Consider the following 20795-nt stretch of genomic DNA (forward strand, 5'->3'; position numbering starts at 1 on the left):
ATGCACGCAGACATCTCCCGCGACACCTTCCGGCCCGAGCGGCACTACTCGGCCGTGCTCGCGCAGCAGGGCCGAGTCCAGCTCGACGCGGACGCCAACGAGCAGGCCGCGATCCAGCTCGCCCGGGCCCGTACCGTCGCCGCCGACCTGATCGGGCGGCACGGCGGGCCGCGCGACGCCACCGGCTTCGCGGTGGGCTTCGTGCCGGGCAACCGGGAGCTGGACGATCTGACCATCGGCGGCGGCCGTTACTACGTGGACGGCATCCTGCTGGACGCGGACCGGCCCGCGCCCGGCGTCCCGGTCCCGGACGACGAGGTCCGGACCGCCGAGGAGGGTGACGGGGGCCAGGACGGCGAAGGAGCCCCGGCGCCCGCCGCGCCGGAGCCGCCGGCCGGCTGGACGTACTGGGACCAGCCGGACGCGTACCGGGACCCGGAGCGCCCCGGCGACCGGCTGCCCACCCAATTCCCCTATCTGGCCTACCTGAAGGTGTGGGAGCGCTCGGTCACGGCGGCCGAGGATCCGCTGCTGCGGGAGGTGGCGCTGGGCTCCGCGATGCCGGACACGGCGGCCCGGCTCAAGGTCGTCTGGCAGGTGCTGCCACTGCCCGGCGCGGCGCTGGAGCTGGAGACGGCCGACGGTTCGCCGCAGAACCAGGACCAGGTGCGGGAGGCGTTCACCCGCTGGGTGGCGGCGCAGGAGCCGACGGCCCGGATGGCGGCGCGCAGCCGGCGGCCGGAGCACGCGGACGACGAGCCGTGCCTGGTGCGGCCCGACGCCCGGTACCGGGGGCCGGAGAACCAGATGTACCGCGTGGAGATCCACGAGGGCGGCACGGCGAAGGAGGCGACGTACAAGTGGTCGCGGGAGAACGGCTCCGTGACCTTCGCCGTGGACGAACTCGACGGTACGTGGGTGGAGCTGGCCTCCCTCGGCAGCGACGACAAGCTCGACCTGAACGTCGGTGACCTGGTCGACTTCACCGACACCGGGGCCATCGGCCGGGGCGAGCCGCTGCCGCTGCTGCGGGTGGAGGAACTCGACCTGCCGGGACGGCGCGTACGGCTCTCCGGTGAGCCGGAGCGGCACGTGGGACGGCGCCCGGAGCTGCACCCGTTCCTGCGGCGCTGGGATCACCGGGCGGGCGGGCGCCACACCGGGGGCGGCGGTACGGGAGGCTCCGGGCGGCCCGGGCCGGGCGCCGGGAAGCTGCGCGGCGGCGCGCTGCGGATCGAGGAGGGCGGCTGGCTGCCGCTGGAGGACGGGGTGCACGTCTACTTCGAGCCGGGCCGGACCTATCGCTCCGGTGACTTCTGGACCGTGCCCGCGCGTACGGCCACGGGCGACGTCGAGTGGCCGACGGACGCGGCCCGCCGGCCGCTGCTGCGCTCCCCGCGCGGGATCGAGACGCACTACGCGCCGCTGGCCTGGGTGCTCAGCGAGAGCGCGGTGACCGATCTGCGGCTGGCGTTCGGCCCGCTGGCCGGACCGGTGCCGGCGGCGAGCGAGGCGGAATTGCTGGCGGAGCGCGCGGCGGAGGAGGAGACCGTCGCCGCGGAACGGGCCGCCGCGGAGGCGGCACAGCCCTCGGCCGAGGCGCCGGGGAGCACGGAGGACGGGTCCGGGAGCTGACGCCGCACGAGGGCCACCGGCGAGGAGCCCCACCTCCGTGCCGGACCAGCACCACCACCAACCGATGCAGCGGCAGATACAGAAGCCGATACAGCAGCCGACGCAGCAGCAACCGCACACCGGAACAGCCGTGAAGGAGCACCACGATGGCCACCCCACTGACCGCCGCCAGACTGCTCAAAGCCCTCCGTGACGAGGGGCTGACCGTCGTCGAACACCGCAGTTGGCGTACCCACAACCGCAACCACAAGGGCGCCTGGGGGCCGATGCACGGGGTGATGATCCATCACACCGTCACCTCCGGCACCGACAGCTCCGTGGAGCTGTGCTACAACGGCCACTCCACACTCCCGGGGCCGCTGTGCCACGGGGTGATCGCCAAGGACGGGTCGGTCCATCTGGTCGGCAACGGCCGGGCCAACCACGCAGGTCTCGGCGACGACGACGTGCTGCGCGCGGTGATCGACGAGACGGCGCTGCCCGCCGACAACGAGGCCAACACCGACGGCAACCGCTATTTCTACGGCTTCGAGTGCGTCAACCTGGGGAACGGGCAGGACCCGTGGCCCGCCGCCCAGCTCGACGCGATCGAGAAGGCCGCGGCGGCGATCTGCCGTGCGCACGGCTGGACCCAGCGTTCGGTGATCGGCCACAAGGAGTGGCAGCCCGGGAAGATCGATCCGCGTGGCTTCACGATGGACTCGATGCGCACCCGGATCGGGAACCGGCTCGGCGGAAAGCCCGAGGTCCCGTCGAAGCCGCCGGCCACGACTCCGGCCCAGCCTCCGGCTTCGTACGAGCCGTTCCCCGGGGCGGCGTTCTTCGCGGTGGGGCGGCGCAGCGCGGTCGTCACGGCGATGGGCAAGCGGCTGGTGGCGGAGGGGTGCGGGCAGTACCAGGTCGGGCCCGGGCCCGACTGGTCGGAGGCCGACCGCGCCTCGTACGCGGCGTGGCAGCGCAAGCTGGGCTTCTCGGGCGGCGACGCCGACGGCGTCCCGGGCCGGACGAGCTGGGACCGGCTCAAGGTCCCCCAGGTCTGACCCGCCGCGGAGCCGGCGCCCTGCGGTCCCGTACGGCCGGCCTCAGCCGCGGCCCTGGGACCGCAGCCTCCGCCACACCGCCTTCGCCGCGTTGTGCCCGGACATGCCGTGCACCCCGGGCCCCGGCGGCGTCGCGGAGGAGCAGAGGAAGACCGCGGGGTGCGCGGTGGCGTACGGGAAGAGGGAGATCTTGGGGCGCAGCACGAGCTGGAGCCCCGAGGCGGCGCCGCACGCGATGTCCCCGCCCACGTAGTTGGCGTTACGGTCGGCCAGCTCGGGCGGGCCCGCGGTGGCGCGGGCCAGGACGCGGTCCCGGAAGCCGGGCGCGAAGCGCTCGATCTGCCGCTCGACGGCGTCCGTGAGGTCGCCGTCCCAGCCGTTCGGGACATGGCCGTACGCCCAGAAGACCTGCTTGCCCTCGGGCGCCCGGGAGGGGTCGGCGAGGCTGGGCTGGGCGGTGATCAGGAAGGGGGTGTCGGGTGCCTGGCCGCCGGACGCCTGGCGCAGGGCGAGCCCGATCTCCCCGCTGGTGGGGCCGATCTGGACGGTGCCGGCGCGGCGGGGCTCCTCGGCGGTCCACGGGACGGGTCCGTCGAGGGCGTAGTCGATCTTGAAGGTGCTCGCGCCGTACCGGTAGCCGTCGTAGACCCGGCCGAGGCCGGCGATCCTGGCGAGCGCGGTCGGGGAGGTGTCGAAGACATAGGCGCGGGCGGGCGGCAGATCGTCCAGCCGCTTCACCTCGTACCCCGTGTGGATCGTGCCCCCCAGATCGCGGAGGTACCCGGCGAGCGCGTCGGAGATCGACTGGGAGCCGCCGCGCGCCGCGGGCCAGCCGCCGGCGTGCGCGGCGAGGGCGAAGAGCAGCCCGACGGCGCCGGTCGCGAAGCCGTTCAGCGGGGCGATCACATGGGCGACGAGCCCGGCGAACAGGGCCTTCGCCCGCTCGTCGCGGAAGCGGCGCATCAGCCAGGTCGAGGGCGGCAGGCCGGTGAGGCCGAAGCGGGCGAGTGTGACGGGGTCGCGGGGCAGCGCGGTCAGCGGCAGGGACATGAAGTCCCGTGTCAGGGTCTCCCACTTGCCGAGGTAGGGCGCGACGAGCCGGCGGTACGCGCCGGCGTCGCGCGGGCCGAAGGAGGCGGCGGTCTCGGCGACGGAGCGGGAGAGCACGGCGGCCGTTCCGTCGTCGAAGGGGTGCGCCATGGGCAGTTCCGGGTGGACCCAGTCGAGGCCGTACCGGTCGAGCGGCATGGTCCTGAAGACGGGCGAGCCGATCCCCAGCGGGTGGACGGCGGAACAGGGGTCGTGCCGGAATCCGGGGAGCGTCAGCTCCTCCGTCCTGGCCCCGCCGCCCACCGTGTCCTTGGCCTCGAACACGGCCACGGAGAAACCGCGCCTGGCCAACTCGACCGCGGCGGTCAGCCCGTTGGGGCCCGCCCCCACGACGACGGCGTCGAGCATCGACGTCACCTCGGACTCCTTTGTCTGCCGATGGCAAGGACTCCAGGATATTCCCGGGCACCGACAGCCCGACGGCGGGTACGGTCCGCGCACGATCCGCGGACCGCGGGAGCCGGATCAGGACATCACCCCGTTCACCCTCACCTTGTGCACTCGATCCACTACCCTTCGTCACGACGCCCGGCCGGATACAGAGGTCCGCCGTGGCATCGGAACCGAAGGGATTCATCCGAGTGAACCGCATGCGCACCGCACTCGCCGGGTTCGGCGTCGCCGCCGTCCTGGTCATGGCGCCCGCCGCGAGCGCGACCCCCCTGCACGGCGAGGAGCGGCCCACCGCCACGGCGGCCGGTCCGTTCCCGGTCGCGGACGCCGTCCAGGGCCCCCTCGCCCCCGGGGTCCCGCACGAGCCGTGCACCGGGGAGTTCCTCGACGACGCCCGTCTCGGCCCCGAGCATCTGCCGCGCGCCTGGCAGAAGCCGGTCGGCCCGCTGCTGAAGGGGTACCAGCGGACCGGGCAGCTGTCGCCCTCGGCCTTCCTGAAGAAGTACTGGGAGGGCCCGGCCGACTCCGGAAGCTGGAAGTATCCGCCCGACGACGGGTTCGCCGTGGTGAACGGCGAGCTGGACAAGAAGGCCACGGAACTGCGCACCGGCGAGAAACTCGACCGCTTCGGCTCCGAGTACGGCGGCTACCTGGCCCCGGCGGGCGCCCCGTACACGAAGCGCGCGCTGCCCCCGCAGAACCTCGACACACGGGACGCCGCCGTGCCCTGCGACTACCGCGTCTACCGGGTCCTCAAGCCGTTCTCGGTCTGGCAGGGCTCCGTCGCCCCGTGGTTCGAACAGCCGGGCCGCGGTCAGCAGATCAAGCTCGACCCGGTCTTCCTCCACCCGGGCGAGGGGCAGCGGCTCAATGTGAAGTGGCTGCTGAACCATGGCTATCTGGCCCCCGCAGGCGCGTAACACCGTCATGGACCGCCACGCACTGCGGGCCGCGCTGAGCGCGGCAGGGGTACCCGACGACTACTACCGCATCGAGGGGGTCCATGAACCGGCTCCCACCCCCGTCGACTTCCTCTTCGTACGAAGGACCGCCGACGGGGCGTGGGAGACCGGCGCGTACGAACGCGGGACGAGTGAGACCATCGCCCGTCACGCGAGCGAGGCGGCGGCCTGCGAGCACCTGCTGCGCCTGCTCACCTGACCCGCCCGCGAAGCCAGTGCCCCTCCCGGCAAACATTGCCGGTCACGGCACTAGGCCCCGGCCAGCAGCCGCTCCCGTACCCGCTCCGCCGTCGCCCGGTCCCTGGCGGCCGTGAACGGGAGCGCGTTGCCGCCCGTGACGCGGTACGGCTCGCCGGTCAGCGTCGCGTGCGCGCCGCCCGCCTCCGTCACCAGCAGCAGGCCCGCCGCGTGGTCCCACGCCAGCTCCCAGCTGAAGGCCACCGCGTCGAGCGTGCCGCGCGCCACCGCCAGATACTCCAGCCCGGCCGCGCCGCACGGGCGGGCCTCGACCCCCTCCCCGCGCAGCCCCAGCAGGGCGTGCTTCTGCTCGGGCGTGGTGTAGTCCGGGTGGGACATCGCCACCCGCAGCGGCGCGGCGGGCGCGGGCGGGCCCGGGCGCAGCGGGGCGCCGTCGAGGACGGCGCCCCGGCCGCGTACCGCGATCGCCATCTCGTCCAGCGCCGGCGCGTACGTCCACGACGCCACCAGCTCGCCGCCCTGCGCGAGGGCGACGAGGGTGCAGAAGCCGTCCTCGCCGCGGATGAACTGGCGGGTGCCGTCGACCGGGTCCACGATCCATACGGGCGCGTCGCCGTGGAGCGCCTCGTACCGCGCCGGGTCCGCGTGGACGGCCTCCTCGCCGACCACGGCGGAGCCGGGGAGCAGCGCGGTGAGCGCGGCGGTGAGATGCGCCTCCGCGCGGCGGTCCGCGATCGTCACGAGGTCGTGCGGGGCGCTCTTCTCGGCTATCTCGTGCGCGGCGAGCCGCCGGTGGCGGGGCATGATCTCGTCCGCCGCGGCCTTGCGCACCGCGTCCTCCACGGCGGAGACCTGGACGTCCCGAGCCGTCCCGCGCAGGGGAACCGTTCCGTACACCGAGTCATCGATCATGTGTCCAGCCAACCATGGACCACTGACATCCGGCAGTCGGGAGAGTGTCGGGGAGATGCCGGACGCGACGGGCCGGCCCCGGAAGGGTCAGCGTCCCACGGCGTATCCCTGCATGCCGCGCGGGTTGGCGGCGGCGGAGAGGACGCCGGTCTCCGGGTCCCTGGCGACGGCGCAGAGCCGCCCCTCCGACCAGGCGTCCCCGACGGTGACGTCATGGCCGCGGTGGCGCAGTCCGGCGATGACGTCGGGGTCCGTGCGTGCCTCGACGGTGACGCTGCCCGGCCGCATGGCGCGCGGGTGGAAGGAGCCGGGGAAGCTGTCGTTGTGCCAGTTGGGGGCGTCGATGGCGCCCTGGAGGTCGAGCCCGCCGCGGACCGGCGGACGCAGGGCGAGCGCGAGGAGGAAGTGGAGCTGCCACTGGTCCTGCTGGTCGCCGCCGGGGGTGCCGAAGGCCACCACGGGGACGCCGTCGCGCAGGGCGAGGGACGGGGTGAGGGTGGTGCGGGGGCGGCGGCCGGGGGTCAGTGAGTTCGGCAGGCCGGGGTCGAGCCAGGCCATCTGGAGGCGGGTGCCGAGCGGGAAGCCGAGTTCGGGGACGACCGGGTTGGACTGGAGCCAGCCGCCGCTGGGGGTGGCGGCGACCATGTTGCCCCAGCGGTCGACGACGTCGAGGTGGCAGGTGTCGCCCCGGGTGGCGCCGTCGGTGGCGACGGTGGGCTCGCCCGCACCCGCCGCCGGGACGCCCGGCGGGCCGTAGCCGGGCTCGCCCGCGGCGACGGCCCGGGCGTGGGCGCTGAGCACGGGCTCGCGTCCGTCCGGGCTGCCGGGGCGCAGCTCGTACGAGGCCCGCTCGCCTATCAGGGCGCGGCGGGCGGTGTTGTACGGCTCGGACAGCAGCGTGTCGAGCGGTACGGGGGCGGCGTCGCCGTACCAGGCCTCCCGGTCGGCCATGCCGAGCTTGCACCCCTCCACGAGGAGGTGGACGTACTCGGCCGAGCCGTAACGGGGCAGGTCGGCGGCGCGGGCGGGCAGCAGGGCGAGTTGCTGGAGGAGGACGGGGCCCTGGCTCCAGCCGCCCGCCTTGCAGAGGGTCCAGCCGTTCCAGTCGTAGGTGACGGGTTCCTCGTACGTGGCGGACCAGCCGGCCAGATCGGCGGCGGCCAGGGTACCGGCGTGGCGGGAGCCGCTGGTGTCCATGGCGGGACGGGCGGACTGGGCGAGGATCGCCTCGGCGATGAAGCCGGTACGCCAGATCTCCCGGGCGGCGTCGATCTCGGCGACCCGGTCACCGGCTCCGGCGGCCTCGGCCTCCGTGATCAGCCGGCGCCAGGTGGCGGCGAGCGCGGCGTTGCGGAACAGCTCGCCGGGGGCGGGGGCCTTGCCGCCGGGGAGATAGACGTCGGCCGAGGAGGTCCACTCGGTCTCGAAGAGTTCGCGGACGCTCTCGACGGTCTGGCCGACGCGTTCGACGGGGGCGTGCCCGTCCTCGGCGTAGCCGATGGCGTACCGCAGCACCGCGGCGAGGGGTTTGGTGCCGTGGTCGCGCAGCAGCACCATCCAGGCGTCGAAGGCGCCGGGCACGGCGGCGGCGAGCGGCCCGGTGCCGGGGACGAGGTCGAGTCCGAGGGAGCGGTAGTGCTCGATGGTGGCACCCCGGGGCGCGGGGCCCTGCCCGCAGAGCACCCGGACCTCACCACCGGCCGGGGCGAGGATGATCGGCACCTCGCCCGCGGGACCGTTGAGGTGTGGTTCGACGACATGGAGGACGAAGCCCGCGGCGACCGCGGCGTCGTACGCGTTACCGCCGTCCTCCAGTACGGCCATCGCCGACTGTGAGGCGAGCCAGTGGGTGGAGGACACCATGCCGAAGGTGCCCTGGAGGGTCGGTCGGGTCGTGAACATACGGCCTCTCACCTCGCTGTTTACATGTATCGGCCAGGATGACGGGCGCTCAGGACGGGTCCTGGGGAGAATCCGGGGAGTGTGCGCCGGGGCTCCCCTTCTCCCGCTCCCCCAGCAGGCTATCGATCACCCTGCGCCCCTTCTGCCCCGCCTCCGGCGCGAAATGGGCGGAACCCGTCCTTCGGCGCGGCTTGCCACTGCCACGGCTTCGCCCCCTTGGCCTGGGGCAGGATGCCCCGCCCACTCACGGAGCCGCCTGCGCCGAGCTGCCTACCGCCCAAGCCCACCCGCTACCCGCAGGCAGCGCCGGCGCCCCACGCCGATCTCGGCAAGCTCATCTGCATCGCCGACCAGGACTTGCCCGCGAACTGCTCCGCTTACAACGTCACGGGTCGGAGCATGTCGGCGTACGGACTTGACTGTGCTGCTCGGCCGGTTGCCGATCCTGGGGAAGGACGGGTCCGGGAGCGGAAGGTGCGGCGGTAGGTGTCCGGGGGCACGCCGAGGGTGCGGTTGAAGTGCCGGCGCAGCGTTGTGGCAGTGCCCATGCCGGTGGCCGCTGCGATGGTGTCGATGCTCTCGTCGGTCTTCTCCAGCAGTTCCTGGGCGTGGCGGATCCGTTGGGTCAGCAGCCATTGCAGGGGGGTGGTGCCGGTTGCCGCGTGGAAGTGGCGGCCCAGGTGGCGTGAGCTCATCCGCGCGTGGCGGGCCAGGTCCTCCACGGTCAGTGGCTGGTCGAGCCGTTCGATGATCCAGGGGAGCAGGGCGGCGAGCGGATGGTCGTCCTGGGTGGGCACCGGGGCGGTGACGAACTGGGCTTGGCCGCCGGCCCGGTGCGGTGGTACGACGAGGCGGCGGGCGACGGCGTTGGCGATCGACGAGCCGTGGTCGAGGCGGACGAGATGCAGGCACAGGTCGAGGGCGGCTGCCTTGCCTGCGGAGGTGAGCACGCTGCCGTTGTCCACGTAGAGGACGTCCGGGTCGACCTCCACGTCGGGGTAGCGGGAGGCCAGGTCGTCGGTGTGCGCCCAATGGGTGGTGGCTCGCCTGCCGTTCAGTACGCCCGCGGCGGCCAGCACGAACGCGCCCGTGCACAGGGAGACGAGGCGGGCGCCCGCGTCGTGGGCCGCGCGTACCGCCTCAACCAGTTCGGCGGGCGGGGCCACGTCGACGTCGGCCCAGCCGGGGACGATCACGGTGTCGGCGCCCCGGAGCCGGTCGAGGCCGTGGTCGGGCTCCAGCCGGAACTGGCCGAACCGCACTGTGTCCGGCCCGCAGACCGAGATGTCGTACCAGGGGACGGTGACTCCGGCGGGGGCGGATCCGAAGACCTCATGGGCCACGGACAGTTCGAAGTGCAGCATCCCGTCGGTGACGGCCAGCGCGACTGTTTTCATGTCCGTAATTGTATGGGAGATGTCGTTCCAGACACTCACGGTTGAGGCTTCGACCGCGCCAGGATCGTCGCAGTTGACCGGTTCGAGCACAGGAGAGAAGTCATGGCAGTGGGGCAGATGGTGACGGTGTACGGCGCGTATGGGCACACCGGCCGGTTCGTGGTGGCACACCTGCGGGAGCGCGGATTGGTCCCGGTCCTGTCCGGGCGCGATGCCCACAAGCTGAAGGTGTTGGCGGATGAGTACCCCGGAGTCGAGGTTCGCCCTGCCGCGGTCGACAACCCGGCGTCGCTCGACCGCGCGCTGGCAGGTGTGGCAGCCGCCATCAACTGCGCGGGCCCCTTCGCCACGACGGCCGCCCCGGTGATCGAGGCGGCCCTGCGGGCCGGGATCCCGTACGTCGATGTGGCGGCCGAGATCGAGGCCAACGCCGATACGTTCGCGCGGTTCGCGGACCGTGCCCGCGACGCGGGCACGGCGATCGTCCCCGCGATGGCCTTCTACGGCGGCCTCGGCGATCTGCTGGCCACCGCGGCGATGGGCGACTGGACCGAGGCGGACGAGGCGCACATCGCGTACGGGCTGAACAACTGGGCCCCCACGGAAGGGACACGCGCCGCAGGCAAGGTCTCCGTCGAGCGGCGAAACGGCCGCCGTGTCCGCTTCACGAAGGGGAAGCTGGAGTACCACAACGATGACCTGCCCACCCTGAAGTGGCCCTTCCCGGACCCGTTGGGGCTCCGGGCCGTCATCGGCGAGTTCACCATGGCCGACGTCGTCACCATTCCCAGCCACCTGTCCATCCCCGAAGTACGCACCTACATGACGACCGAAGCGGCCAGGGGCGTTTCGGCCCCGGACACGCCGACTCCCACTGCGGTCGACGAGCACGGGCGGTCCGCACAGACCTTCCTCGTCGACGTCGTCGTGCGCCTGGGCGGCACCGAACGGCGCGCCGTGGCCACGGGCCAGGACATCTATGCCGTCACCGCACCACTCGCGGTCGAAGCGGTCGACCGCATCCTCACGGGCCGGACCAGGACAGTCGGCGTCGCCTCCGCCGGCAAGATGTTCGACGCGCCCGGCTTCCTCCAGGCGCTGTCCTCACACATCTCCCTGGTACTGCATCCTTAGCGGGAAGGACGCCCACACTGCGCGCCGGACCGGTGTGGTCGCGGCGAGCCTCCCTCATCGGCAGCCCGTCCACACGGGCGATGCACTTCAGCCATGCTTCCAGGACCTCGCCGCACCGGCGGGTGTGACGACCAGCTACCGTGCCCGGCACGCCCTGACGATGGACCACCACGAACCCTCTCCTCGCGCCAGGATGGGCTCGGCCGAGCTTTGGTGAGACCGGCCCCCCTCTCCGATCAGCAGAGTGCCGAGCAGCAGGTCTCACCGCCTCAACAACTGTCCGTGTCCATCCGTAGGCGGGTGGGGACGTTCATGTGTACGCCGACAGAACACGTAGGCCGCAGAAGTGGCTCGCCCGAACCGATGACGGTGAGCCCCTCGATCGCTCCTGGCGTTGTCAGCGGTCGCTGTCCTTTATGTCCGGCTCTCATAGGCATGAGTGTCGGCGTACGGGTCAACGTGCACCGCCGCGTACGGCTGAACGGGCTCCGGCGCTGAAAACATGCACAGGCTCGAAGCCAGCCTCATCAGTGAAACCACAGGTCGGCCCACTTTCACGACCGGTGTGGCACCTCGGTGTGCCACGTCGTCGTGCGGAGCGACCATTACTCGGAGTGAGAAAGAAGCTTTCGCCCTCACAGCCACGCTCATCGCTGCAGAAAGCCGATCTCCATCGGACACTGCCGTGTCCATGCCGGTCGCGGACACGCGCACCGGCCAAGGCCCTTCTGGGCCGGCCCGGTGCGGGGCAACTGCTTCCTATTCGGGCCGGCCGTCGGCGAGCCACTGGGCGAGGCCACGCAGCCCGACCGCCCACCGCCCGAGGTCGGTGACCTCGGCGTGCCCCGTGACGACGGTCAGAAACTCGGCCACCGCCTCGTCCGGCCGCCGGGCGTCGTTGAGGGTCAGCGCGCGGAAGACACGTACGGAGTCCGAGTCGGGGAACTCCCTGCGGGCGCGGTCGAGCACCGCCAGCGACTCGCCCAGCTCGCCCAGCCACCTCAGGGTGCTGGCGTACTGGCACAGACACCGGCGCAGCACGTCACCGTCGAGGCCAAGAGCGAGCGCCCGCTCGTAGTAACCGCGGGCGGTCTCCTCCTGGCCCGCCGTGTCGTAGGCGCCACCCACCTCGAATACGAGGACTGGGTGGTCAGGATGTTCGGCAAGCAACGCCTGGAAGTAGTCGATCGTCGGCACCATGTTCGCCCGGTCGCGCCGGTCGTAGCCACGCCGGATCGCCTCGGCCAGTTCGGGCGTCACCTCGGTCATCACTGCTGCGCCCCCATGCGTACCGGTCCGAAGACCGGCTCACCATAACGCAGCCTCGTCTGCAGGCGCCTGCCTGTGGGACGGCCCGGCGTTGGCAGCGTTGGCGTCTGTGATCGATGGGGCCATGTTCCTCCACCGACAGCACCGAGACGTTCGCGATCGACGCGAACAACAGCTCCTTCAGCCGGAGCAGGGCCTCTTCCACGGCCCCGTACTGTCAGCCCAACTGCCCCGACCACGGCTCATTTTCGGGCGACTTCGAGCACTGCCCGTCAACACTCAGCCATCACTCAGAGTTCGATTCGCCGCAGGGCCGGCAGGAGCAGGGCCTGGGGCACTCATCACCCCCATGACTCGCCGGATCGCCCGCACAGGCCCCCGAACCGACCGGTCCAAGAAGTCCTGACCGCCGGCGCGGCCCTGTCCCTGCGCTGTCCGAGGGGTCAGGCCACGGGGTTCTCCAGCAGGGTGACCCGGTTGCCGTCCGGGTCTTCCAGGGCAGCGAACCGGGTGCGTGTACCGCCGGCCTGCACCGGCCCCGCAGCCAAACCGCGTTCCTTGAGCCGTGCAAGAGCCTCGTCCAGATCAGGAACCTCCAGATTGAGGAGCGCCGAACCAGAACGCTCGGCGTCCTCGAAGACCGAGAGCCAGCCCCCTGTAGTGAGATGCCAGTCCGCCAGTGACGGCATCGGCCGGGTGTCCGCCGGACGTCCCAGCAACTGTTCGTACCAGACCACCGCAGTCTCAACGTTCCCCACGGGCGCAACCATCAATACGCGGGCAATGTCCATGAACGCCACCTTTTTTCGAACCACAGTTCCGTGTCTCTCCTCCAGACTGCTTGAGTCAACAGAACTCATCGCACCGAGTGCCGCAGCCAGAGCATGAAGCTTCCCAGCCGACCCGCCGCCGTAGTCCAGTCACGGCCGGTGTAGCGGCACCACGGCAGGTAGAGCATGACCGCCCCGACAGAGGTACACATAGTCGATTCCGCCTGATCACGACCGAAGCGCACATGCCGCAAGAACTCGTCCGCTTCCGGTACGGGCTCCAACCGATCGTCGTCCAGCACGGTCCAGTACCGCTGTGTTCCTCCACCGCTCCCGGGTACCCCTCGAACGGGCCCGATCGACCATGTCACCACAGCCGAGTGAGCCGCCCTCCCGCCCGAACTCGCCGACGTACCGGCCCCGGAGCCGATCCCGATCACCGCCCGCGCAGCGGGCCTGCAGCAGACCTTCCCCGCCGACCGCAGGTGGGCCGGAAACGTTCGTCCTTGACGGCGTCGGGGGCACGGAAACACGGAGGGTGCGATCTCACGGCTGCGCCTGCTGCGGCAAGGTGAGGATCTCGGCTCCGTCGTCGGTGATGGCGATCGTGTGCTCGCTGTGTGCCGTCCGGCAGCCCGTCGAACTCCGGAGCGTCCATCCGTCGGCGTCGGTGACGAGTTGGGCGGTGTCCGTCATGACCCATGGCTCCAGTGCCAGCAGCAGCCCAGGACGCAGTTTGTATCCGCGGCCAGGCCGTCCGGTGTTCGCGACGTGCGGGTCCTGGTGCATCGTCGAGCCGATGCCATGGCCGCCGAACTCGGTATTGATCGGATACCCCGCCTCACCGAGAACCGTGCCGATGGCATGGGAGATGTCGCCGATACGGGCCCCGGGCCCGGCAGCGGCGATCCCTGCGGCCAGCGCGCGTTCGGTTGTGCTGATCAGCGCGACGCTCTGCGGGGGCCTTGCGTTGCCCACGATGAAGCTGATGGCAGCGTCTGCGGCGACTCCGCCCTGGGAGACGGCGAGGTCGAGGGTCAGCAGATCGCCGTCGGCGAGCGTGTAGTCGTACGGCCGCCCGTGGAGCACGGCGTCGTTGACGGCCGTGCAGATGTAGTGACCGAACGGGCCGCGCCCGAAGGACGGCGCGTAGTCGACGTAACAGGACGACGCTCCCGCCTCGACGATCATTTCCTCGGCCCACCGGTCGATGTCCAGAAGGTTCGTGCCGATCGTGCTACGGCTCTTCAGCATCTGCAGGATGTCAGCGACCAGGGCGCCGGTGGTTCTCGCCCGGGCCAGCAGGGTGGGGTTGAGGATCTCGATCATGCGGCGCCCTTCTCACGCAACCAATACCTATACCGGCATTACTATACCGGTACTGGAATTGGGGTCATCGCCGGGTTCGGCCCTCACAGACCCCCGCCCCGTGGTGCGGGAGCCGAAATGGTGGCGCGCTGGCGGCCGAGTCCGGCGACCTCGATCTCGATGACGTCGCCCGGCCGCAGGGCCACCGCCGGGGACCTGAAGTCACCGCAGCCTGCCGGTGTTCCGCTGAGGATGACATCCCCCGGTGCCAGGGTGAAGAACGACGAGCAGTACGAGACGAGTTCGGCGATGCCGAAGATCATCGAGGCGGTGGTCCCGTTCTGCATCAGCCGGCCGTTGACCCACGTCCGGATCGCGACCTGTTGCGGGTCCGGCACCTCGTCCTTGGTGAGAATCCAGGGCCCGAGAGGGCAGAAGGTGTCGAGTCCTTTGCCGCGCACCCACTGGCCGTCCTGCTCCTGGAGATCGCGGGCGGAGAGGTCGTCGGCCGCGACGTAACCGGCGACGTAGGACATCGCCTCGTCGACGGGCACGGACTTGGCGGGACGGCCTATGACGACGCCGAGTTCCGCTTCCCAGTCCGCTCGGGAGGTCAGTGCCAGGTCCACGACGATGTCGTCATGAGGGCCGCACGCGGAGGACGAGAGTTTCGGAAAGAGGTAGGGGGCCGTCGGGGTCTTCCAGCCCATCTCGGCCACGGTGTCGGCGTAGTTGAGGCCGATGCCGTGGATCGTCGGGGGCCGGTACGGCAGCAGGAACTCCAGCCGCTCCCCGGCGACCCGGTCGCCGGGCCCGGCGTCGGCTCCGGTGACGACGTCGAGGGCGGGCACCCGGCTGGTCCGCCACCCCTGGCCGTCGTCGACGACCGTGGTGACGCCCCCGTCGACGCGGGCGGTGGCAATCCTCATCGGGCATCCTCCTGGCCGGCCGGGGACGGGACGACGAGTCGCCCGTCGACCCGGCGCGGAATGGACGTGTACGCGTCGTGCAGCTCGTGGGGCAGCACCTCCGCCGGGGCCGACTGCCAGGCCACCGGGCGCAGGAAGCGCCTGATGGCGGTGGTGCCGACCGACGTGTGCTGGCTGTTGGTCGCCGGCCACGGGCCGCCGTGGTGCTGGGCCCACGAGACCGACACGCCGGTCGGGAACCCGTTGAACAGCAGCCGCCCGGCCTTGGGCAGCAGCGCTCGGACGATGGCCCGAATGTCCTCGTTCGGCTCGGAGTGGATCGTGGCGGTGAGGGAACCCGGCAGGCTGTCGATCATGCCGGGAAGGTCCGCTTCGGCATACCGGACGACGACGGTGGTGGGGCCGAAGCACTCACCGACCTGTGACCCGGCCAGGTCACGTGCTTCCATGGCCAGCAGCCGCGGCGCCACCGTGCAGCCGCTGCCGGACGGCTTCTCCCCCTCGGCCACCACGCGGAGGCCGGGGATGCGCCGAAGTTCCGCGCTGGTCTCCTCGTATCCGTCGCGGATCCGCTCGTTGAGGAGGGTGGCCGCGGGCCGGCCGGCGATGAGTGCGGCGGCCGCGTCGACCAGGGCGTCACCGGCGGGACCATGGGGTACCAGCACGAGCCCCGGCTTGGTGCACAGCTGGCCGGCCGAGCCGGTGATCGACAGGACGAGGTCTTCGGCGAACGCTGTTCCCCGCGCCGCGGCTGCCGCCGGTGTGACAACGACCGGGTTGAGGCTGGCGAGTTCACCGAAGAAAGGGATCGGTGTCCGGCGCTGCTCGATCAGCCGCATCAGTGCCCGGCCGCCGTCCAGCGACCCGGTGAACGCCACGGCGCTGATGGCGGGGTGCTGCACCAGCCGCGCGCCCGCCTCGCGACCGTGTACGAGCCCGATCGTCCCGGCGGGCGCCCCGGCGTCGTACGCCGCCGCGCTCAGGATGCCGTGCATCATGACCGACAGGGCCGGGTGGGAATCGTGGGCCTTGACCACGACCGGGCAGCCCGCGGCCAGGGCGGACATGGTGTCGCCGCCGGGCACGGAGAAGGCCAGTGGGAAGTTACTGGCGCCGAACACCGCGACCGGTCCCGTCGGGACCAGCATCCGGCGCAGGTCGGGCCTCGGCCCCATGGGGGTGTCACCGGCGTGGTCGATCGTGGCCTCAAGATGGCCGCCTTCGTCGACGGCGTCGGCGAACAGGCGGGCCTGGTACACCGTACGGGCGAGTTCGCCTTCGAGGCGGGCACGGGGCAGTCCGGTCTCGCGGACGCCCAGCGACACGATGTCCGCGTGCCGGGCTGCCATGGCGTCCGCCATGGCACGCAGGAGTTCCCCGCGGAAGGCGCGATCACGTTCCGCGAGTTGCACGAAGGCCGCCGCGGCGGCGCGGCACACCTCCTCCAGTTCCTCGTACGAGGTGGCGGTGGCGACTTCCTCGACTTCGGTTCCGGTGGCGGGGTCGATACTGACGATGGTCTCGGCAGTCATGCTGCTCCTGGGGCATTGGTGGGGGCGGACGCTTCAGCGGGCGGGCGCGTCCGGATGGGGCGGACGCTTCAGCCGACAGGCGTGTCCGGATGGCGGCGGACGGTTCAGCCGGCGGGCGCGTCCGGATGGGGGCGGTCGACCGGCGGGACGAGCTGGTAGCCCTCCGCCTCGTAGTCGAAGCCTTCGAGCGTGACCTCGGCGCGGCCGTCGGAAGCGGCGGCGTAGAAGGCCCTGATCTCGGTGATCAGCCCTGTCTCCGGGTCGAAGCGGTACCACTCGTCACCGCGCAGGTATCCGCCGACCGCGGTCTTCCAGTGGGTCCACTCGATGACCGCCTGCAGTGACTCGGGTTCGGCGATCAGACGCTCGATGCTCCAGGCCGAGCCGATGCGCAGGACGAGCGCGCGCCAGTTCTCCGCTATGGTGCGGGCGCCCCGCCAGGGGCCGTCAAGTCCCGGCGGGAAGTAATGGACGGCCTCGGGGTGGAACGTCGCGGCCATGCCCTCGACGTCCGCGTCGTTGCAGCCCTGGAAGTAGGTCCGGATGGTGGCCTCCATGCGGGTGCGCTGCTCCTCGCGTGGGAGGTCGGCGAAGCGGGTCATCGCACGGCCTCCGCCCCGGTGGCAGCGGCGGACGGCTGGAGGGCTCCAGGGGTGTCGTCCACGGGGTTCGCCGACCGCCAGGCCCGATAGGAGGCCAGGGTCTCCTCGCTGGGCGGGTAGGTGCCCCACAGCGCCTCCCCCGCCTTGACCCTGTCGTGGAGATAGGACTCGAGCCGTTCCTGCTCGGCCGCGGGACCGGCGATCCCGGCCGCCAGGGCGCGGGGCACGACGATGACACCGTCGCGGTCACCGACGAGGATGTCGCCCGGGTAGACCGCGACGCCCGCGCAGCCGATCGGGACGTCGAGGTCCGCGACGTGGAAGGAGGCCGGTCGCGTCGTGGCGGTGATCGCCCGCGAGTAGGCCGGGAAGCCCAGCTCGGCGAGCGCGGCACCGTCGCGGAAGGCACCGTCGGTCACGAAGGCCGCGGCGCCCCGTTTCATCGCCCGGGTCACCAGCATGTCACCCGCCGAGGCCGCGGTGACGTCGCTGCGCGAGTCCACGACCAGGACATCGCCGGAGCCGAGCCGTTCGACCGCCTCCCACTGGAGGACATTGCCCGTGCGGTAGGGGTCGTCCATCGGGTCCACGTCCTCGCGGGCAGGGACGAAGCGCATGGTACGCGCCTGTCCCACGAAGCCGTCGAAGCGCGTGCCCACAGGGCTGAGGCCGACGAGGAACGGTTGACGGATCCCGCGCCGGTAGAGCTGGGTCGCCAGGGTCGCGGTGCTGGCGCGGCCCAGATCGGCCAGCACGTCCGGGGGAACAGGGGGAAGATCCAGCGCTGTCACGGTCCACCTTCCTCAGGGACTGGGATGAACGATCCCAACCCTAGACGACATCCCATTCAGTGAACAACCATCCCGTTAATCGGGCCGCACTCCTTGACTTGTCGCAAGACAGCCGCTTAGCGTCCCCACGTCGGCAAACCAATGAACGATAAAACGTCCCGAAGAATGGGATGCACATCGTCTGCTGACAGGTATCCGAGGCGCAGCGTTGCGAGAGGATCGAGACATATGTCCACCGCCATTGCAGACGAACACCCGGCAGTCGCCACTGCCAGCCGGAAGATCTACCGGCGCGTCATCGTGCTGTTCGCGCTGATGATGATGCTCAACCAGATCGACCGCTCGAACATCGGCTTCGTCCAGGAGGACCTGGATGCCCACTTCGGCATCGGGGCAGCCGCGTACGGCCTCGGCGCCGGCCTGTTCTTCGTGGGCTACTTCCTGTTCGAGGTGCCCAGCAACGCACTGATGCAGAAGGTGGGGGCGAAGCTGTGGATCACCCGCATCTGCGTCACCTGGGGCGCCGTCTCGGCTGCAATGATCTTCGTCCGCGGTGAGACCAGCTTCTACGTGCTCCGCTTCCTGCTCGGCGTGGCCGAGGCCGGGTTCGTGCCGGCGGTACTGTTCTACATCGCCTCCTGGCTGCCCAACCGCTACCAGGGCCGGGCCACCGGCACCTGGGCGGTGGGCGCCCTCTTCGCCTACTCCGCCGGCAGTCTGGTCTCAGGACCGCTGCTCTCGCTGCACGGCTTCCTCGGCCTCGACGGCTGGCAGTGGCTGTTCCTCATCGAGGGCCTGGCCACCGTCGGACTCGGCATCGTCGGCTATTTCCTGCTCGACTCCAGGATCAGTGACGCGAAATGGCTCACCGAGGAGGAGCGTACCCAGCTCAGCCTGCAGATCGCCGCGGAACGGACCTCCGACGCCGAGCCGGGCTCGACCATGCAGATCATCAAGAAACTGCTGCGCAGTCCGGTGATCCATCTCTTCATGTGGATCTACTTCGCCGTGCAGATGTCCATCTACTCCACGACGTTCTGGCTGCCGAGCGTGGTGCGCGACATCGGGGTCAGCAGTGACAACATGGTCGGGCTGCTCTCCGCCCTTCCCTGGCTCTGCACCATCCCGTACCTGTACTTCGTCTCCCGGCGCGGCGACCGTCGCCCCGAGCAGCGCGCCACCTTGATGACCACGTCGTTCGTGCTGGCCGCGGCCGGAACCCTGGCGGCGGCCCTCACCGGCTCGTGGCTGGGCCTGGGGTTCATCGTCCTGGCCACCCTCGGATTCAAGACCGTCGCACCGGTCTTCTGGCCGCTGCTGCGCGAGCGTACGGACCCTCTGACCGCGGCGACCGCGATCGCCCTGGTCAACTCCGTCGCCAACCTCGGTGGCTTCGTCGCCCCGTACGGCTTCGGCCTGGTCAAGGATTCGACCGGCAGCACCAGTCTGGCGATGCTCGGACTCGGAGTGATCATCGCGATCGCGGCCGGGGCCACCCTTCTGGTACGCCGTATCCCCCGCCGGCCGGTGGCCGGGCCATCGGCCGTCGACCGCACCGACCCCGGCCAAGCCGGTCTCCGGACACCACAGGCCACGACGAGTGCGGGTCTCGACGGGCCTGCCCCTGATCCGCGCTGAGGCGCCCGGCAGACCGCACCACCTCCCCGTAAAAAGAAGAAAGGACACTCATCCGTGAGCACCGATTTCCTCAACCGGACCAGCGCCACCGTCACCAGCAAGACCAACGAGCGCCACTTCGCGGCGCTGGAGCGCGGCGAAGCCAGCACCGATGCCATCGCCTCGGTCAGGCTCTCCCTCGTCAGCCTGCCGCTGGCGGCGCCCATCAGTGACGCCAAGGTTCTGACCGGCCGTCAGAAGCCGCTCACCGAGATCGCCTTCCTCTTCGCCGAGATCCGCACCGAGGCCGGATTCGAAGGCGTGGGATACAGCTACTCCAAGCGCGCCGGCGGGCCCGCCCAGTACGTCCACGCGAAGGAGATCGCACCGGAGCTGATCGGTGAGGACCCCAACGACATTCAGCGGATCTGGACCAAGCTCGTCTGGGCCGGCGCCTCCGTCGGCCGGAGCGGGCTGTCGACCCAGGCGGTCGCCGCCATCGACATCGCCCTGTGGGACCTCAAGGCCAAGCGCGCCCAGCTCCCCCTCGCGAAGCTGCTCGGCGCCCACCGCGACTCGGTGCAGTGTTACAACACCTCGGGCGGCTATCTGTCCATGTCCATCGAGCAGGTGGTCGAGAACACCCGGGCATCCGTCGAGCGCGGCATCGGCGGCATCAAGATCAAGGTCGGTCAGCCCGACACGAACATCGACCTCCAGCGGGTCGCGGCCATCCGCGAGCAGCTGGGCGACGGCTTCCCGATGATGGTCGACGCCAACCAGCAGTGGAACCGCAGTACGGCGATCCGTATGGGCCGGAAACTGGAGGCGTTCGACCTGACCTGGATCGAGGAGCCGCTCGACGCGTACGACGCCGAGGGCCACGCCGCTCTCGCCGCGGAGCTCGCCACCCCGATCGCCACCGGCGAGATGCTCACCAGCGTCGCCGAGCACGCCGAACTGGTCCGTCACCGCTCGGTCGACTTCCTCCAGCCGGACGCGCCGCGGGTGGGCGGCATCACCCCGTTCCTGAAGATCATGGCCATGGGCGAGCAGGCGAAGATGCGGATGGCGCCGCACTTCGCCATGGAGATCCACCTGCACCTCGCCGCGGCGTACGAGATCGACCCGTGGGTGGAGCACTTCGAGTGGCTCGAACCGATGTTCAACGAGCGCCTCGAAATCCGCGACGGCCGGATGATCGTGCCCAACCGCCCCGGGCTGGGCTTCAGCCTGAGCGAGCAGGCCCGTGCCTGGACCCGCGAGACCGTCACGGTCTGAGACCGTCTGCTCC

The 20795-nt window shown here is 71.1% G+C and carries 18 protein-coding genes; 7 read left to right on the forward strand and 11 right to left on the reverse strand.

Annotated features, from left to right (window positions below; all coding sequences use genetic code 11):
* Window positions 1-1635, forward strand: a complete 1635-nt coding sequence (locus tag ACFXKG_RS04920) for a DUF6519 domain-containing protein (protein ID WP_384832404.1) — start codon at window positions 1-3, stop codon at window positions 1633-1635.
* A 146-nt stretch (window positions 1636-1781) separates the two neighbouring features.
* The gene (locus ACFXKG_RS04925) at window positions 1782-2675 is read left to right on the forward strand and encodes a peptidoglycan-binding protein (protein ID WP_384832407.1); all 894 of its coding nucleotides are present in this window, start codon (window positions 1782-1784) and stop codon (window positions 2673-2675) included.
* A gap of 42 nt (window positions 2676-2717) precedes the next feature.
* Here ACFXKG_RS04925 and ACFXKG_RS04930 read toward each other — a convergent pair whose 3' ends face one another.
* The gene (locus ACFXKG_RS04930) at window positions 2718-4142 is read right to left on the reverse strand and encodes a phytoene desaturase family protein (protein WP_384832410.1); all 1425 of its coding nucleotides are present in this window, start codon (window positions 4140-4142) and stop codon (window positions 2718-2720) included.
* Between the two features lie 224 nt (window positions 4143-4366).
* On the opposite strand from ACFXKG_RS04930, the gene ACFXKG_RS04935 reads away from it, so the two are divergent.
* Entirely contained in the window at window positions 4367-5098 is a 732-nt protein-coding gene (locus tag ACFXKG_RS04935; protein ID WP_384832413.1) for a TNT domain-containing protein, read from the forward strand.
* 7 nt (window positions 5099-5105) lie between these two features.
* Window positions 5106-5339, forward strand: coding sequence for a hypothetical protein (locus ACFXKG_RS04940; RefSeq protein ID WP_382885754.1), 234 nt, complete (start codon window positions 5106-5108; stop codon window positions 5337-5339).
* Window positions 5340-5389: 50 nt separating this feature from the next.
* Here the strand turns inward: ACFXKG_RS04940 and ACFXKG_RS04945 are convergent, their stop codons facing one another.
* The 3 genes from ACFXKG_RS04945 to ACFXKG_RS04955 form a co-directional block, all read right to left on the reverse strand.
* Window positions 5390-6250, reverse strand: a complete 861-nt coding sequence (locus tag ACFXKG_RS04945; RefSeq protein WP_384832416.1) for an inositol monophosphatase family protein — start codon at window positions 6248-6250, stop codon at window positions 5390-5392.
* An 87-nt stretch (window positions 6251-6337) separates the two neighbouring features.
* A complete protein-coding gene (locus ACFXKG_RS04950; protein WP_384832419.1) occupies window positions 6338-8152 on the reverse strand; it encodes a gamma-glutamyltransferase family protein in 1815 nt (604 codons plus the stop codon).
* 377 nt (window positions 8153-8529) lie between these two features.
* On the reverse strand, window positions 8530-9549 hold the full coding sequence (locus ACFXKG_RS04955; RefSeq protein ID WP_384832422.1) for a helix-turn-helix domain-containing protein: 1020 nt from the start codon (window positions 9547-9549) through the stop codon (window positions 8530-8532).
* A gap of 102 nt (window positions 9550-9651) precedes the next feature.
* Here ACFXKG_RS04955 and ACFXKG_RS04960 point away from each other — a divergent pair, with 102 nt between their 5' ends.
* Window positions 9652-10683 (forward strand): saccharopine dehydrogenase family protein, encoded by a 1032-nt coding sequence (locus tag ACFXKG_RS04960; RefSeq protein ID WP_384832425.1) that lies wholly within the window; start codon window positions 9652-9654, stop codon window positions 10681-10683.
* A 759-nt stretch (window positions 10684-11442) separates the two neighbouring features.
* Here the strand turns inward: ACFXKG_RS04960 and ACFXKG_RS04965 are convergent.
* From ACFXKG_RS04965 to ACFXKG_RS04995, 7 genes are all read right to left on the reverse strand, one after another.
* Window positions 11443-11952 (reverse strand): tetratricopeptide repeat protein, encoded by a 510-nt coding sequence (locus tag ACFXKG_RS04965; RefSeq protein ID WP_384832428.1) that lies wholly within the window; start codon window positions 11950-11952, stop codon window positions 11443-11445.
* Window positions 11953-12395: 443 nt separating this feature from the next.
* Complete coding sequence (locus tag ACFXKG_RS04970) at window positions 12396-12743, reverse strand: VOC family protein (RefSeq protein ID WP_384832431.1); 348 nt, start codon at window positions 12741-12743, stop codon at window positions 12396-12398.
* 525 nt (window positions 12744-13268) lie between these two features.
* Window positions 13269-14051: a type I methionyl aminopeptidase gene (gene map, locus ACFXKG_RS04975; RefSeq protein ID WP_384832434.1), complete on the reverse strand. Its 783-nt coding sequence runs from the start codon at window positions 14049-14051 to the stop codon at window positions 13269-13271.
* 83 nt (window positions 14052-14134) lie between these two features.
* The gene (locus tag ACFXKG_RS04980) at window positions 14135-14959 is read right to left on the reverse strand and encodes a fumarylacetoacetate hydrolase family protein (RefSeq protein WP_384832437.1); all 825 of its coding nucleotides are present in this window, start codon (window positions 14957-14959) and stop codon (window positions 14135-14137) included.
* Window positions 14956-16491, reverse strand: a complete 1536-nt coding sequence (locus ACFXKG_RS04985; RefSeq protein ID WP_384832440.1) for an aldehyde dehydrogenase family protein — start codon at window positions 16489-16491, stop codon at window positions 14956-14958. Before ACFXKG_RS04985 ends, ACFXKG_RS04980 begins: the two co-directional genes overlap by 4 nt.
* A 104-nt stretch (window positions 16492-16595) precedes the next feature.
* Window positions 16596-17093: a nuclear transport factor 2 family protein gene (locus ACFXKG_RS04990; RefSeq protein ID WP_384832443.1), complete on the reverse strand. Its 498-nt coding sequence runs from the start codon at window positions 17091-17093 to the stop codon at window positions 16596-16598.
* A complete protein-coding gene (locus ACFXKG_RS04995; protein ID WP_384832446.1) occupies window positions 17090-17884 on the reverse strand; it encodes a ribonuclease activity regulator RraA in 795 nt (264 codons plus the stop codon). Before ACFXKG_RS04995 ends, ACFXKG_RS04990 begins: the two co-directional genes overlap by 4 nt.
* 228 nt (window positions 17885-18112) lie before the next feature.
* On the opposite strand from ACFXKG_RS04995, the gene ACFXKG_RS05000 reads away from it, so the two are divergent.
* A complete protein-coding gene (locus tag ACFXKG_RS05000; protein WP_384832449.1) occupies window positions 18113-19522 on the forward strand; it encodes an MFS transporter in 1410 nt (469 codons plus the stop codon).
* Window positions 19523-19648: 126 nt separating this feature from the next.
* Complete coding sequence (locus tag ACFXKG_RS05005) at window positions 19649-20782, forward strand: mandelate racemase/muconate lactonizing enzyme family protein (RefSeq protein WP_384832825.1); 1134 nt, start codon at window positions 19649-19651, stop codon at window positions 20780-20782.
* Window positions 20783-20795 lie beyond the last annotated feature (13 nt).

Origin of the sequence: Streptomyces sp. NPDC059255, assembly GCF_042752355.1 — a bacterium.
GTDB lineage: Bacteria > Actinomycetota > Actinomycetes > Streptomycetales > Streptomycetaceae > Streptomyces.